This is a genomic window from Pseudomonas sp. SM4 (genome assembly GCF_051913165.1).
In the GTDB taxonomy this organism is placed as follows: Bacteria; Pseudomonadota; Gammaproteobacteria; order Pseudomonadales; family Pseudomonadaceae; genus Aquipseudomonas.
In genome coordinates this window covers 39043-55309 of record NZ_JBODOE010000016.1, presented here as the reverse complement: position 1 = coordinate 55309, position 16267 = coordinate 39043, and the positions used below count along the sequence as shown (strand labels likewise).

General features: G+C 59.3%; 11 protein-coding genes. 6 read left to right on the top strand and 5 right to left on the bottom strand.

Annotated features, from left to right (window positions below):
• Window positions 1–32 precede the first annotated feature (32 nt).
• The gene (lolD, locus tag ACQ4MY_RS25065; protein WP_008087731.1) at window positions 33–731 is read right to left on the bottom strand and encodes a lipoprotein-releasing ABC transporter ATP-binding protein LolD; all 699 of its coding nucleotides are present in this window, start codon (window positions 729–731) and stop codon (window positions 33–35) included.
• Window positions 724–1974: a lipoprotein-releasing ABC transporter permease subunit gene (locus tag ACQ4MY_RS25060; protein WP_158828845.1), complete on the bottom strand. Its 1251-nt coding sequence runs from the start codon at window positions 1972–1974 to the stop codon at window positions 724–726. Before ACQ4MY_RS25060 ends, lolD begins: the two co-directional genes overlap by 8 nt.
• A gap of 94 nt (window positions 1975–2068) precedes the next feature.
• Here ACQ4MY_RS25060 and ACQ4MY_RS25055 point away from each other — a divergent pair, with 94 nt between their 5' ends.
• Window positions 2069–2650 (top strand): PilZ domain-containing protein, encoded by a 582-nt coding sequence (locus ACQ4MY_RS25055; protein ID WP_008087736.1) that lies wholly within the window; start codon window positions 2069–2071, stop codon window positions 2648–2650.
• 14 nt (window positions 2651–2664) lie between these two features.
• Window positions 2665–3387, top strand: coding sequence for a glycerophosphodiester phosphodiesterase (locus ACQ4MY_RS25050; RefSeq protein ID WP_440096806.1), 723 nt, complete (start codon window positions 2665–2667; stop codon window positions 3385–3387).
• A gap of 42 nt (window positions 3388–3429) precedes the next feature.
• On the opposite strand, the gene sthA is transcribed toward ACQ4MY_RS25050, so the two are convergent.
• A complete protein-coding gene (gene sthA / locus ACQ4MY_RS25045) occupies window positions 3430–4824 on the bottom strand; it encodes a Si-specific NAD(P)(+) transhydrogenase (protein WP_007984277.1) in 1395 nt (464 codons plus the stop codon).
• Between the two features lie 197 nt (window positions 4825–5021).
• A complete protein-coding gene (locus ACQ4MY_RS25040; protein WP_440096805.1) occupies window positions 5022–6008 on the bottom strand; it encodes an FAD:protein FMN transferase in 987 nt (328 codons plus the stop codon).
• A gap of 120 nt (window positions 6009–6128) precedes the next feature.
• On the opposite strand from ACQ4MY_RS25040, the gene ACQ4MY_RS25035 reads away from it, so the two are divergent.
• A complete protein-coding gene (locus ACQ4MY_RS25035) occupies window positions 6129–7430 on the top strand; it encodes an MFS transporter (RefSeq protein WP_008087743.1) in 1302 nt (433 codons plus the stop codon).
• Window positions 7431–7649: 219 nt separating this feature from the next.
• Here the strand turns inward: ACQ4MY_RS25035 and ACQ4MY_RS25030 are convergent, their stop codons facing one another.
• Complete coding sequence (locus tag ACQ4MY_RS25030) at window positions 7650–9113, bottom strand: glyceraldehyde-3-phosphate dehydrogenase (RefSeq protein ID WP_008082184.1); 1464 nt, start codon at window positions 9111–9113, stop codon at window positions 7650–7652.
• A gap of 354 nt (window positions 9114–9467) precedes the next feature.
• On the opposite strand from ACQ4MY_RS25030, the gene mfd reads away from it, so the two are divergent.
• The 3 genes from mfd to ACQ4MY_RS25015 are packed head-to-tail and all read left to right on the top strand — an operon-like array spanning window position 9468 to window position 16196.
• Window positions 9468–12917, top strand: coding sequence for a transcription-repair coupling factor (gene mfd / locus ACQ4MY_RS25025; protein WP_008082185.1), 3450 nt, complete (start codon window positions 9468–9470; stop codon window positions 12915–12917).
• A 10-nt stretch (window positions 12918–12927) separates the two neighbouring features.
• Entirely contained in the window at window positions 12928–13494 is a 567-nt protein-coding gene (locus ACQ4MY_RS25020) for a CsiV family protein (protein ID WP_440096803.1), read from the top strand.
• Window positions 13495–13505: 11 nt separating this feature from the next.
• The gene (locus ACQ4MY_RS25015; protein WP_440096802.1) at window positions 13506–16196 is read left to right on the top strand and encodes a DEAD/DEAH box helicase; all 2691 of its coding nucleotides are present in this window, start codon (window positions 13506–13508) and stop codon (window positions 16194–16196) included.
• Window positions 16197–16267 lie beyond the last annotated feature (71 nt).

The following is a 16267-nucleotide window of genomic DNA, read 5'->3' as shown; positions in this document are numbered from 1 at the left end:
CGACGCCGTTTCCGGCGTCGGGTTGCAGCCAATCAGATAGGCGTGAGGCGACCTTCTTGCAGGTGCAGTACGCGATCCATCTGGCGGGCCAGGTTCATGTCGTGAGTCACCACCAGAAACGCGGTACGCATTGAGGTGCTGAGTTCCAGCATCAAATCCTGAATGCCCTGGGCGGTGTGGGAGTCGAGGTTGCCGGTCGGCTCGTCGAGCATCACCAGGCCTGGCTTGTTCACCAAAGCTCGAGCGATGGCGACACGCTGACGCTCACCACCGGACAGTTCCGAGGGTTTGTGCTCCAGGCGATGGCCGAGGCCGACGCGCTCCAGCAAAGCGGTCGCACGCTGACGCGCTTCCGGGATCGGCGTCTTGCCGATCAGCAGCGGCATGCAGACGTTTTCCAGCGCGGTAAATTCCGGCAGCAAATGGTGGAACTGGTAAACGAAACCGAGCGCGCGGTTGCGCAGCAGGCCGCGCTTCTTCTCGCTCAGCGCCGACAGTTCTTCACCGTCGAGCCAGACGCTGCCCTTGGTCGGCGTATCCAGGCCACCGAGCAGGTTGAGCAAAGTACTTTTGCCCGAACCCGAGGTGCCGACAATCGCCACACGCTCGCCCGGGTGCAACTCCAGTTGCAGGCCGGCCAGCACTTCGACCGACTCCGGGCCTTCCTCGTAGGATTTGCCCAGGTTGCGGCAGCTCAAGATTGCTTGTTCACTCATGCCCGACTCACTCATAACGTAGCGCCTCCGCCGGCTGGGTGCGCGCGGCACGCCAGGCGGGATACAGGGTGGCGAGGAAACTCAGAACCAACGCCGCGGCGCAGACCATGACGACATCCTGGCTCTGCACCTGCGACGGAAGATAATCAATGAAATACACGTCAGCATTAAGGAATTTATGGCCGATCAGGCCTTCCAGTGCCGAGATCGCGGCGCTGACGTTAAGTGCAGCGAAAATACCGACCACCGCACCAATCGCTGTACCGACCACACCGATCACCGTGCCTTGCACCATGAACGTGCGCATGATCGTGCCCGGCGTCGCGCCCAACGTGCGCAGAATGGCGATGTCGCCCTTCTTGTCGTTGACCACCATCACCAGTGTGGAAATGATGTTGAACGCAGCGACGGCGACGATCAGCAGCAACAGCAGGCCGATCATGGCTTTTTCCATGCGGATCGCCTGATACAGATTGCCGTGGGTACGGGTCCAGTCGCGGGCGTAGTAATGGTCTTCGCCAAGCTGCTGGGCGATGTTCCATGCCACACGCGGCGCCTGGAACAGGTCGTCGAACTTCAGGCGGATGCCCTGTACCTGATCCGGTTTCCAGCGGTGCATCTTCGCCAGATCCTGCAGGTTAGTGACGCCCAGATAGCCGTCCAGCTCACCGGCGCCAACATGGAAAATGCCGACCACGGTAAAGCGTTTCATGCGCGGGAACATCCCGGCCGGGGTCACGCTGACCTCCGGCGCGACGAAGGTGATCTTGTCACCGATGCCCACGCCCAGCTTGGTCGCGGCCTTGTCGCCAATGACGATGCCAAAACTGCCCGGCGTCAAATCGTCGAGTTTGCCCTGCTTCATGAAGTTGTCGATGATCGACACGTTGCGCTCGAGCGCAGGGTCGATGGCATTGAGCAACACCTTGGAGACTTGGCCGTTATTGGTCAGCAGACCCTGCATCTGGGTGAACGGCGCAACGGCCGTCACCTGCGGGTTCTGCTTGACCTTGGTGGCCAGGCTTTGCCAATCGTTGATCGGCTCGGTGGATTCAATGGTCGCGTGGGGCACCATGCCCAGCACGCGGGTGCGCATCTCATGATCGAAGCCATTCATCACCGACAGCACGACGATCATCACGACCACGCCAAGGGCGAGCCCGATCATCGAAGTCAGGGAAATGAATGACACAAAATGATTGCGACGCTTTGCACGGGTATAACGCGTGCCGATAAATACGAAGAGAGGTCTGAACATGTCGGGGCTTGTTCGGAGGGAAAAGGAACGTCCTTGTGGCGGGGGTCGATAACCAGCTTTACACTCAGACCACCGCCGCTACCATGGGTTCGCCATGTCGACATTAGATGAAGAAGATCGCCGCGAATACTACCGTATCGAGGACACGATCGCACTGGAAATTCGGCCCCTGTCCGCTCCCGAAGCCGCAGGCCAGGAAGTGTTGCAGGATGCTTCCCCACTGTTCAACCTGCTCAGCGAACTGCACCTGAGCGAATTCGAGTCGCAGCACTTGTTGCGGCAGATCAGCGAGCGCGACCGGGCCATCGCCGCGTTCCTCAAATCGCAGAACAAACGCATCGACCTGCTCAGCCAGGTGGTCGCCCTGACCGTGCTCGGCCACATTGGCGAGCCGCAACCCGTGATCATTTCCGAAGGCGGGATCGACTTCCAGCACCCGACGCCGATTGCCGCCGGCGCCCACCTGTCGGTGAAACTGGTGCTGATGCCGCAAGCGCTCGGCCTGCTGCTGCGCGCCCGTGTCACCCATTGCGACCGCAAGGGCGACGGTTATGACGTCGGCACCGAGTTCGAACACTTGACCGACGCCCAGCGCCAGTTGCTCGCCCGCTATATCTTGCAGAAGCAGGCCCAGGAACGACGACTGGCCCGCGAACAGAACGAATCAGGCATTTAATTTAAGGAAGAACCGTGACCCTCATCTACGGCCACCGCGGCGCCAAGGGCGAAGCACCGGAAAACACCCTGAGCAGTTTTCAGGAATGTCTCAAGCACGGCGTGCGCCGTTGCGAACTCGATCTGCACCTGTCCAAGGACGGCGAGTTGATGGTCATCCACGACCCGACCCTCAAACGCACCACGGATCGGCGCGGCAAAGTCGTCGAGCACACCGCCGCCGAGCTGGTGACCTACGATGCGCGCACGGGTGGCCCGGGCTGGATCAAGCCGTGCCCGATTCCGACGCTGGAAGAGTTGTTCGAGCAATGCGATTTCGAGCACTGGCAATTGGAAGTCAAGAGCGCTTCACGCACCCGCGCCGCAACCACGGTGCTGGCGATTCGTGAAATGGCCCAACGCCACGGCCTGCTCGACAAGGTGACAATCACCTCGAGCTCGCGGGAAGTTTTGAAAGCAGCGCTGGATCTGGTGCCGGACGTGTCGCGCGGACTGGTCGCCGAATACGCCTGGCTCGACCCGTTGAAGGTCGCGGCCAGTTACGGCTGCGAGATTCTTGCGCTGAACTGGACGCTGTGTACGCCGGAACGCCTGCAGAAGGCGCAGCGTCAGGGGTTGCATGTGTCGGTGTGGACCGTCAACGAGCCTGCGCTGATGCGCAGACTCGCCGACTTCGGCGTTGACAGCCTGATTACAGACTTTCCCGGTTTGGCCACTGCCACGCTCGAGAATTGCTGAAATCGGTCTCCCCGGCCGGCTCAGGCCACCGGCCGGAGCCCGTCAAAAAAGCCGGTTGAGGCCGTCGTACGCCGCTACCCGATAGGCTTCGGCCATGGTCGGGTAGTTGAACGTGGTGTTGACGAAGTACTTCAGGGTGTTCAGTTCGCCCGGCTGGTTCATGATCGCCTGACCGATGTGAACGATCTCCGACGCCTGATAACCAAAGCAGTGAACACCCAGCACTTCCAGGGTTTCACGGTGGAACAGGATCTTCAGCATGCCTTGCGGCTCGCCGGCGATCTGTGCACGCGCCATGCTCTTGAAGAACGCCTTGCCGACTTCGTACGGCACTTTGGCCTGAGTCAGTTCCTGCTCGTTCTTGCCGATCGAGCTGATCTCCGGAATGGTGTAGATGCCGGTCGGCACGTCATTCACAAAGCGCCAGCTACCGTTATCAACGATGCTGCCAGCGGCCGAACGGCCTTGGTCATGGGCGGCACTGGCCAGGCTCGGCCAGCCGATCACGTCACCGGCACCGTAGATGTTCGGCACGCAGGTGCGGTAAGCCTCGTCGACTTCGATCTGGCCGCGGCTGTTGACCTTGACGCCGATGTTTTCCAGGCCCAACTGGTCGGTGTTACCGGTACGGCCGTTGCACCAGAGCAAGGCGTCGGCCTTGATCTTCTTGCCCGACTTCAGGTGCAGAATCACGCCGTTGTCGACGCCTTCAACGCGATCGTAATCTTCGTTGTGGCGCACGGTGATGTTGTTATTGCTGAAGTGGTAGCTCAACGCCTGGGAGATTTCCGAGTCGAGGAAGCTCAGCAACTGACCACGGTTGTCGACCAGCTCAACCAGTACACCCAGACCGCTGAAAATCGACGCGTATTCGCAACCGATCACGCCGGCGCCGTAAACGATCAGTTTGCGCGGGGTGTGGCCGAGGCTGAGGATGGTATCGCTATCGTAGATACGCGGGTGGTGGAAATCGATGTCCGCCGGGCGATAAGGACGCGAGCCGGTGGCGATGATGATGTGCTTGGCCACCAGTTTTTCGACCACGCCGTTGGCGCAGACCACTTCGATGGTTTGCTCGTCAGCGAAGCTGCCGGTACCGAAGAACACGTCGACGCGGTTACGGGCGTAGTAGCCGGTACGCGAAGCGACTTGTTTGGAAATGACTTTCTCGGCGCTTTTCAACACGTCCGGGAAGGAGAACCAGCGTGGCTCGCCGATCGCCCGGAACATAGGATTGGTGTTGAACTGCATGATCTGCCGCACCGAGTGACGCAGTGCCTTGGACGGGATGGTACCGAGGTGGGTGCAGTTGCCGCCGACCTGGCGACGGCTGTCGACCATCGCGACCTTGCGCCCTGCTTTGGCGGCGTTCATTGCCGCGCCTTCTCCCGCCGGGCCGGAACCCAGCACCACCACGTCGTAGTTGTAGACAGCCATGCGTACTCCTCAGAACAGGCCGCGGTGCCAGCAGCACCGGCGGCTAAATCACGCCGAACGGCGGCGCGAAGGAACAATTGGGGGTCAATCAAGAACCCGGACACAGTCTATAGAAGCGTCAACGCCGCGCACATTAACCCTTGGTCGCGTCGTAGGCTACTTTTGCCTGCACTACAACGCCAGCTTTCGTATTGTTCTCAGTCAGTTTTTTCGCCACTGAGGCGCTCGAAAGCCTTGTTGGTGCGGACGATAAAACCTGTATCGGCACGAATCACAAAGAATGCACCAATGTCATGTTTTTCGGCATAGTCCCACGCCCTTTCGGGGCCGAGAATAAGCAACAGCGTCGATAGTCCATCAGCCATCAACGCTGAAGGATGAATCACCGTGACTGACGCCAGGTCATGTAGGACGGGCGCACCGGTACGCGCATCGAAGGTGTGGGAATAGCGCCGACCGTCCTGCAGGAAATAGTTGCGGTAGTCGCCGGAGGTCGAGACGCCATAGCCATCGACATTGATGATGCGCTCGGCGATTTGTTGATCGTCGCGGGGTTCTTCCAAGGCAATGCGCCAAGCTGAGCCGTCGAGTTTTTTGCCTTTGGCCTTTAATTCGCCCGTGGCTTCAGCCAGGTAATCGTGAACGCCCAGCGCGTCGAGCCTGGCGGCGATGGTGTCGACGGCATAACCGGCGGCGATGCTGTTGAAGTCGACTTCGACAGCGGCGTCTTTACACAGCTGATTGCCACTGATGTGCAGATGCTGATGGCCAACCCGCGGCATCACCTTTGCCAGTACGGCGGCATCAGGGACTTTCTCTTCACGACCTTGCGGACCGAAACCCCAGAGATTCATCAGCGGCTCGACAGTGAGGTCGTAGGAACCTTCGCTTTGCACTGACAGTTTTTCGCCGACGCGGATCAATTCGAGTACCGATGCGGGCATCTTCTGACAGCTATTGGCGGGCAAAGCGTTGAAGCGTTCGATGTCCGAATCGTTGCGATAGGTGGACAGCTGCCGATCGACTTCGCCGAGGATGCCCTCCACTTCACTGCGAACCTGCGTTGATTCAGGCATGCCAGCGTGACGCACGTACTTGATCGAATACGTGCTGCCCATAGTTGGCCCGCCAAAGCTTTCCATGGAATCGCCATTGCCGCAGCCAGCCAATATGCCAGCCAGCATCACAAGCCCAAGCAACCGTCCAGTGAACAATTATTCATCTCTCCGTAAAACCACGGCGGCCATTATGAATTAAAGGATCTGCAACATCTTTATACAAAATCCAATAGTGAGTACCTGAACATGTCCTCCACCACGGGCAAAGGCAAAGCGATCTTCCGCGTTGTCAGCGGCAACTTCCTCGAAATGTTCGACTTCATGGTCTACGGCTTCTACGCCACGGCCATCGCCAAAACCTTCTTCCCGACTGACAGCGCCTTCGCTTCACTGATGCTTTCGCTGGCGACCTTTGGTGCCGGTTTCCTGATGCGACCGCTGGGGGCGATCTTCCTCGGCGCCTACATCGACCGTCACGGTCGTCGCCAGGGTCTGATCATCACGCTGGCGTTGATGGCGGCCGGCACTGTACTGATTGCCTGCGTGCCGGGGTACGCCACGCTTGGGGTCGCTGCGCCACTATTAGTGCTGTTCGGCCGTTTGCTGCAAGGTTTCTCGGCGGGCGTGGAGCTAGGCGGCGTGTCGGTGTATCTGGCAGAAATCGCCACGCCGGGCCGCAAGGGCTTCTTTGTCAGTTGGCAGTCCGCCAGCCAGCAAGCGGCGGTGGTATTCGCCGGTTTGCTCGGTGTCGGCCTCAACCACTGGCTGAGCCCCGAGCAAATGGGTGACTGGGGCTGGCGCGTGCCATTCCTGATCGGCTGCATGATTGTGCCGGTGATTTTCGTCATTCGTCGTTCGCTGGAAGAAACCCCGGAATTCCAGGCGCGGAAACATCGCCCTACCTTGCGGGAAATTGTCCGCTCGATCGGTCAGAATTTTGGCATCGTCATCGCTGGCATGGCGCTGGTGGTGATGACTACGGTTTCCTTCTATCTGATCACCGCGTACACCCCGACCTTCGGTAAGGCCGAGCTGCACTTGTCAGATTTCGATGCGTTGCTGGTGACGGTGTGTATCGGCCTGTCGAACTTCTTCTGGTTGCCGGTGATGGGCTCGGTGTCTGACAAGATCGGGCGCAAACCCCTACTGCTGGCGGCGACGATTCTGGCGATTCTTACCGCTTACCCTGCCCTGTCGTGGCTGGTGGCGAATCCGAGCTTCAGCCATTTGCTGATCGTCGAGTTGTGGCTGTCGTTCCTGTACGGCTCGTACAACGGCGCGATGGTGGTGGCGCTGACCGAGATTATGCCGGTGGAAGTGCGCACAACAGGGTTCTCTTTGGCCTACAGCCTGGCGACGGCGACGTTCGGCGGGTTTACGCCGGCGGCGTGCACGTACCTGATTCATGTGCTGGATAACAAGGCTGCGCCGGGGATCTGGCTGAGTGGTGCGGCGGTACTCGGGTTGATTGCAACGTTGGTGCTGTTTCGTGGCAACAAGCATGAACTGCGCACGGCGCAAGCAGCCATCCCTGGCGGCGCCCGATAGGACGCTATCGCTGGCAAGCCAGCTCCCACAGGGTTTCGGGTGTTAACGCAATTGTGCAATTCACCAAGAAACCTGTGGGAGCTGGCTTGCCAGCGATGAGGGCATAAAGCAAAGATCGCAGCCTTCGGCAGCTCCTACAGAATCAATGCGATCTTTTGATCTTCCCCCAAACAAAAACGCCCCGACCAAAGTCGGGGCGTTTTCATGTGCAGCTATCGCTTAGCGCGGGAACGCTGGCGGATTCACATCAGCCATGTCTTCCATCACGCGGATCACCTGGCAGCTGTAACCGAACTCGTTGTCGTACCAGACGTACAGAACAACGCGGTTGTCCTGAACGATGGTCGCTTCAGCGTCGACCACACCAGCGTGGCGCGAGCCAACGAAGTCGGTCGAAACCACTTCCTGCGAGTTAACGAAGTCGATTTGCTTGTGCAGATCGGAGTGCAGCGCCATGTAGCGCAGGTACTCGTTCATCTCTTCACGGGTGGCGGCTTTCTCAAGGTTGAGGTTGAGAATGGCCATCGACACGTTAGGCGTTGGAACACGGATCGCGTTACCGGTCAGCTTGCCGGCCAGCTCAGGCAGGGCCTTGGCAGCAGCGGTGGCAGCACCGGTCTCGGTGATCACCATGTTCAGCGCGGCGCTACGACCACGGCGATCGCCTTTGTGGAAGTTGTCGATCAGGTTCTGGTCGTTGGTGTACGAGTGAACGGTTTCGACGTGACCGTTGATGATGCCGAACTTGTCATTCACAGCTTTCAGCACCGGCACGATGGCGTTGGTGGTGCAGGAAGCAGCGGAGACGATCTTGTCATCAGCGGTGATTTCACCGTGGTTGATGCCGTGAACGATGTTCTTCAGTTTGCCTTTGCCAGGCGCGGTCAGAACAACGCGGTCGATACCCGGGCACTGCAAGTGCTGGCCCAGGCCATCAGCGTCACGCCATACACCGGTGTTGTCCACCAGCAGCGCGTCTTTGATGCCGTACTGGGTGTAATCCACCTCAGTCGGGTTCTTCGCGTAGATCACCTGGATCAGGTTACCGTTGGCGGTGATGGTGTTGTTTTCTTCGTCGATGGTGATGGTGCCGTTGAACGAACCGTGTACCGAATCGCGACGCAGCAGGCTGGCGCGTTTGGTCAGGTCGTTGTCGGCGCCTTTGCGCACGACGATGGCACGCAGACGCAGACCGTCGCCACCACCGGTTTTCTCGATCAGGATGCGCGCCAGCAGACGGCCGATACGACCGAAGCCGTACAGCACAACGTCGGTGCCTTTACGTGCGGAAGCGTTTTGCTGGCCAACCACATCAGCCATTTCTTCACGAACGAATTGCTCGGCGCTGCGGCCATTGCCTTCGTTGCGGAATTTGAACGCCAACTTGCCCAGATCTACCGAAGCCGCGCCGAGCTTGAGCTCGCTCATGGCTTTGAGCAGTGGGAATGTTTCGTGGACGGAGAGTTCGCTGTCGTCGGAAGAACGGTGGCGCGCAAAGCGGTGAGCTTTGAGAATCGCGATGACAGACTGGTTGATCAGGCTGCGGCCATAGATCGAGCTCACCACGTTGTTATTGCGGTAGAGCTGACCGATAAGCGGGATCATCGCTTCTGCGAGTGCTTCACGGTCGATCCATTCACCAAGACACTGGTCGGGCTTCTGAGTCACGGTAACCTTCCACATGTAGGGGCAGAAAAAAGGGGCTACATTATGCCGCCCACAACCTCATTCAGCAATGCGCGCTTGTCGCGAAATCGGTAACAAAATTCCTTTCAAAAAAATCACGCCTCGCGCCAGCCCAGTAAATACGCGGCTTCCAGCGCTGTCAATTTTTCGTCGACTGTTAGACGATGTCTGTAACCCTCCGTAACACGAGCCAATTTTGGCACTACATAATCGCTAAAAAACGCCTGCTTTTTATGGTTACCACTACATTTCGCTGAAACAGCGAAGATAGACACAGTCTGCAACTGACAGGCGACACCGGACGCCGCTACAATTACCGACTTTGTCGCAAAGCCTGGAGCTCAACCTTCCGTGCCCGTTCTGCGTCTACCGCAACTCCCTGCCGAGGCAGGTAAACAGCATTGGGGCAATTTGCCCGGCGCTGCCCTCAGTCTGGCGATTGCCGAGGCTGCCAGCGCTGCCAAGCGCTTCACCCTGCTACTGACCGCCGACAGCCAAAGCGCTGAACGACTGGAACAGGAGCTGAGTTTCTTCGCCCCGGATTTGCCCGTTCTGCATTTCCCCGACTGGGAAACCCTGCCCTACGACCTGTTCTCGCCGCATCAGGACATCATTTCCCAGCGCATCGCCAGCCTGTATAGGCTGCCGGAACTGGAACATGGCGTGCTGGTGGTGCCGATCACCACGGCCCTGCATCGTCTGGCGCCGACCAAATTCCTGCTCGGCAGCAGCCTGGTGCTGGATGTCGGGCAGAAGCTCGACGTTGAACAGATGCGCTCCCGCCTCGAAGCCAGCGGCTATCGCTACGTCGACACGGTTTATGAGCACGGCGAATTCACCGTACGCGGCGCGCTGATCGACCTGTTCCCGATGGGCAGCAAGTTGCCGTATCGCATCGACCTGTTCGATGACGAAATCGAAACCCTGCGCACCTTCGACCCGGAAAACCAGCGCTCCATCGACAAGGTCGACTCGGTCAAGCTGCTGCCGGCGCGTGAATTCCCGTTGCAGAAAGACGCAGTCACCCGCTTCAAGGCGCGCTTTCGCGAGCGTTTCGACGTCGACTTCCGGCGCTGCCCGATCTTTCAGGATCTGAGCAGCGGGATTACTCCGGCCGGTATCGAGTACTACCTGCCGCTGTTCTTCGACGAAACTTCGACCCTGTTCGATTACCTGCCGCAGGACACGCAAGTGTTCTCGCTGCCGGGCATCGAGCAAGCGGCGGAGAATTTCTGGAACGACGTGCGTAATCGTTATGAAGAGCGCCGCGTCGATCCATCGCGTCCTTTATTGCCACCCGCCGAATTGTTCCTGCCGGTGGAAGACTGCTTCGCCCGCCTGAAGAGCTGGCCGCGAGTGGTTGCCAGTCAGCAAGACGTCGAGACCGGCGCCGGTCGCGAGCGCTTCCCGGCGCAAGCCTTGCCGAATCTGGCAATCGAAGCAAAAGCCACGCAACCGCTGGCAGCGCTGGCTGGCTTCCTCGATGAATTCCCCGGGCGCGTGCTGTTCACTGCTGAATCCGCGGGCCGTCGCGAAGTGCTGCTGGAGTTACTCGAACGTCTGAAGCTGCGGCCGAAGACCGTCGACAGCTGGCCGGACTTCGTCGCGAGCAAGGATCGTCTGGCAATCACCATTGCCCCGCTCGACGAAGGCCTGATGCTCGACGATCCGGCGCTGGCGCTGGTCGCTGAAAGTCCGCTGTTCGGCCAACGCGTGATGCAGCGTCGTCGCCGCGAGAAACGTGCCGACGGCAACAACGATGCAGTGATCAAGAACCTTACCGAGTTGCGCGAAGGCGCGCCGGTGGTGCACATCGATCACGGCGTCGGTCGCTATCTCGGCCTGACCATTCTGGAAATCGACGATCAGGCCGCCGAATTTCTCACCCTCGAATACGCCGAGAACGCCAAGCTTTACGTGCCGGTGGCCAACCTGCATCTGATCGCGCGCTACACCGGCAGCGACGATTCGCTGGCCCCGCTGCACCGCCTCGGCTCCGAGACCTGGCAGAAAGCCAAGCGCAAAGCCGCCGAACAAGTGCGTGACGTCGCTGCTGAATTGCTCGACATCTACGCCCGCCGCGCCGCTCGCGAAGGTTATGCGTTCGCCGACCCGAAAGCCGATTACGCGACGTTCAGCGCCGGTTTCCCGTTCGAAGAAACCCCGGATCAACAAACCACCATCGAAGCCGTGCGCGCCGACATGCTCGCGCCGAAACCGATGGATCGCCTGGTCTGCGGCGACGTCGGTTTCGGCAAGACCGAAGTGGCCATGCGCGCGGCGTTCATCGCCGTCCACGGTGGCCGCCAGGTTGCGATTCTGGTGCCGACCACCCTGCTCGCCCAGCAACACTACAACAGCTTCCGCGACCGCTTCGCCGACTGGCCGGTGAGCGTGGAAGTGATGAGCCGCTTCAAATCGGCCAAAGAAGTGAACGCAGCGATCGCCGATCTGGCGGAAGGCAAGATCGACATCGTCATCGGCACGCACAAACTGCTGTCCGATGACGTGAAAATCAAAAATCTCGGGCTGGTGATCATCGACGAAGAACACCGCTTCGGTGTGCGCCAGAAAGAACAGCTCAAGGCCCTGCGCAGCGAAGTCGACATCCTCACACTGACCGCCACGCCGATTCCGCGCACGCTGAACATGGCAGTGTCGGGCATGCGCGATTTGTCGATCATCGCCACACCGCCGGCGCGACGCCTGTCGGTGCGCACCTTCGTCATGGAGCAGAACAAGAGCACGGTCAAAGAGGCCCTGCTCCGCGAACTGCTGCGCGGCGGTCAGGTTTACTACTTGCACAACGATGTGAAAACCATCGAGAAATGCGCCGCCGACCTCGCCGAACTGGTGCCGGAAGCACGTATCGGCATCGGTCACGGGCAGATGCGCGAGCGCGAACTCGAACAGGTGATGAGCGACTTTTATCACAAGCGTTTCAACGTGCTGATCGCTTCGACCATCATCGAGACCGGCATCGACGTACCGAGCGCCAACACCATTATCATCGAGCGCGCTGACAAATTCGGCCTGGCGCAACTGCACCAGTTGCGTGGTCGTGTCGGTCGCAGTCACCACCAGGCGTATGCCTACTTGCTGACGCCGCCGCGCCAGCAAATCACTTCGGACGCGGAAAAGCGTCTGGAAGCGATCGCCAATACTCAGGATCTCGGCGCCGGCTTCGTACTGGCCACCAACGACCTGGAAATCCGTGGTGCCGGCGAACTGCTTGGCGATGGCCAGAGCGGGCAGATTCAAGCCGTCGGTTTCACGCTGTACATGGAGATGCTCGAACGCGCGGTGAAGTCGATCCGCAAGGGCGAGCAACCGAACCTCGATCAACCGCTCGGCGGTGGCCCCGAAGTCAATCTGCGCGTGCCGGCGCTGATTCCGGAAGACTATCTGCCGGACGTTCACGCCCGCCTGATTCTGTACAAGCGCATTGCTTCGGCGACCGACGAGGAAGGCCTGAAGGATCTGCAAGTCGAGATGATCGACCGCTTTGGCTTGTTGCCGGAACCGACGAAAAATCTGGTGCGCATCACAGCCTTGAAGTTGCAGGCTGAGCAGTTGGGCATCAAAAAGGTCGATGGCGGCCCGCAAGGTGGGCGCATCGAGTTCGAAGCGCAGACGCCGGTCGATCCGATGACGTTGATCAAACTGATCCAGAGCCAGCCAAAACGCTACAAATTCGAAGGCGCCACAATGTTCAAGTTCCAGGTGCCGATGGAACGCCCGGAAGAGCGCTTTAATACTGTAGAGGCGCTGTTTGAGCGCCTCCTCCCGAAATCTGTTTAAAGGACGCCGCATGCGCCTGTTTCGTTCGCTGACTTTGCTACTCACCCTGGTAGCACCTTCGGCTTTTGCCGATGACCTGTATCAGGTCGAAATGATTCTGGTGCGCCAGAACGCCGTGCCGGCCATCGTCAGCCGTGCCGCGCCGGAAGACTGGGCCGCTGGCGCCCAGCGTTTGGGCGACGACAGCAAGCGCACGCCGGCGCTGAATGACGTAGTGACTAAACTCACCGCCAGTGGCGACTACACAGTGCTGATGCACAAGGCCTGGCAGCAAACCCTCGGTGAAGCACCAGCGAAAGTCGCGGTCAGCGACGGTCAAGAGCAGTACGGCCAGTTCCCGATCGAGGGCACGCTGGAGATGAAGCTCGGGCGTTTCACCGACGTCGCGGCCGATTTCTGGGTCAATCAGATCGACAGCAATGGCCTGGTCACCGCCAGTGAACGCCTGAAACAGGACAGCCACACCAAGAACGGCCAACTCAACTATCTCGACAACGGCCATCTGGCGCTGCTGATCAAGATCACTTCCCTGACCGCACCTGCGCCACGGGAAGCGCCTGAAGCGATTCCGGACTGATCGAAGTCCTTATGAACCCGCCGCTGAGTAAACCGTTGGCGCCCTCCTGGGTCAGCCGATTCAAGGAACAGAGCCTGGAGCGTGGCCGCCGCTACGCCCTGGAAAACCGGGTACGCATCGCCCAGGTCGGCGATGCAACGATCACCGCCAGTTGCGAAGGCTCTGGCGGTAACGTTTACCGTCAGACGATTCATCTTCGCGAGTCAGCCAAAGGCACTTTGCTGCTGGTCGATGCCGGCTGTACCTGCCCGGTGCGCAGCAACTGTAAACACTGCGCAGCGGTACTGCTGAAAGTGCAGGAAACCCTCGATTACCCCGCCGCCGCCCAAGACGCCGAACTGTTGGAAAAACTTCAAGCCGTGCTGGAAAACCGTGGCCCGAAAGCACCGCCGCAAGTGCTGGTCGATAATGTGCAACCAATGCCGCGGCTGTGGCTGGCCAGCGTCGAGTTCAGCGCTTTCGAACCGCGCAACGGCAAGATGCAGCGTTATATTCAGCACCGCGCGGCGCTGTCGTTCAGCTATCTGAATGAGTACGTCAGCGGGCAGAAAAACAGCGACATCCTGATCCGCCAGGAAACCCAGACCCTGCGGATAAAACGTCATCCGGACGTCGAACAGTCCTACCGCGAACAGTTAAGAATCCTCGGCTTTCGTATTGCCACGCGGCAGAGCAAAGCGCTGCCGGAAAGCGCGGGCGAGCTGTACGAGATGGTCAATGACAGCGCCTGGCTGACGTTCACCCTCAATGACCTGCCGAAGCTGCGCACACAAGGCTGGGAATTGCAGATCGACGAAGAGTTCGGCTTTGATCTGACAGCCGTGGATGACTGGTACGCCACGGTCGAGCAGGCGCCGGAGCGTGACTGGTTCGATCTGGAGCTGGGGATCATCGTCAATGGTGAACGTCTGAGCCTGCTGCCGATCCTGCTCAATCTGATGCGCTCGCACGCGGAAATCCTCAACCCGGAACGCCTTGCGCGCCGTCGCGATGACGAGCTGATTCTGGTCAACGTGCCGCAACGCAACCTTGAGCACGGGCCGCTGCAGGTTGCTTTACCGTTGGGCCGGCTGAAACCGGTATTGATGACGCTCGGCGAGTTTTATTTGCAGGAGCCGGGCGAAACCACCCTGCGCCTGAGCAAGGCCGACGCCACACGACTCAATTCTCTGGAAGGCCTGCCGCTGCTGTGGGAGGGCGGCGAGCAGATCCGCACGTTCGCTCAACGCCTGCGCGACATTCGTGACTTCAGTGTTGAAGCGCCACAAGGTCTGAATGCGACGCTGCGTCCGTATCAGCTCGAAGGCCTGAGCTGGATGCAATCGCTGCGGCAACTGGAAGTCGGCGGGATTCTTGCGGATGACATGGGTTTGGGTAAAACCCTACAGACCCTGGCGCATATTCTCAGCGAGAAAATCGCCGGACGTTTGGATCGCCCGTGCATGGTGGTGATGCCGACCAGTCTGATTCCAAACTGGCTGGATGAGGCGGCACATTTCACCCCGCAGCTGAAAGTGGTCGCGCTGTACGGCGCCACGCGCAAAAAGCATTTCGATAATCTGGCCGATTTCGACCTGATCCTCACCACCTACGCGCTGCTGCCCAAAGACGTCGAACGTCTGGCCAAGCAGCCGCTGCATGTATTGGTGCTGGATGAGGCGCAGTACATCAAGAATCCCAACAGCAAAGCTGCGCAAGCCGCGCGTGAGCTCAACGCACGTCAGCGTCTGTGCCTGAGTGGTACGCCACTGGAAAACCACCTCGGTGAGCTGTGGTCGCTGTTTCACTTCCTGCTGCCGGGCTGGCTCGGCGACGTGAAAAGCTTCAACGCCGATTACCGTGTGCCGATTGAAAAGCGCGGCAGTGAAGTCAGACTTCAGCACCTCAACGGTCGGATAAAACCGTTTTTGTTGCGCAGGACTAAAGAGCAGGTTGCCACCGAGTTGCCGCCGAAAACCGAGATCATCCATTGGGTCGATCTCAACGAAGCGCAACGCGATGTATACGAAACCATGCGTTTGGCGATGGACAAGAAAGTCCGCGACGAAATCACCCGCAAAGGCGTGGCGCGCAGTCAGATCATCATTCTTGAGGCGCTGTTGAAGCTGCGTCAGGTTTGCTGTGATTTGCGCTTGGTCAACGACGCCACCCTGCCCGCTCGCGGCAGCACGTCCGGCAAGCTCGACAGCCTGATGGAAATGCTTGAGGAGTTGTTTGAGGAAGGACGGCGGATTTTGCTGTTTTCGCAGTTCACCTCGATGCTGGCCTTGATCGAAGCAGAGCTTAAAAAACGTAACGTTTCCTACGCGTTGTTGACCGGCCAGACCCGCGATCGGCGTACACCGGTGAAGGAATTCCAGAGCGGCAAGCGTCAGATCTTTCTGATCAGCTTGAAGGCCGGCGGTGTTGGCTTGAACCTGACGGAAGCGGACACGGTGATTCACTACGACCCGTGGTGGAACCCGGCGACCGAGAATCAGGCGACGGATCGGGCGTACCGGATTGGTCAGGAGAAGCCGGTATTCGTTTACAAAATGATTGCCCGAGGCACGGTAGAAGAGAAGATTCAGCACCTGCAAAAGGAAAAATCCGACCTGGCGGCGGGCGTGCTGGATGGGCGCAAGGCTGGGGACTGGAAGTTGCAGAGTGATGATATTGAAGCGCTGTTTGCGCCGTTGCCGGACAAGCTCGACAAGCGTTGAGACCTTTTTTGTCTGTTAGATAGCCATCGCTGGCAAGCCAGCTCCCACATTATCGAGTTGGAACACAGTTT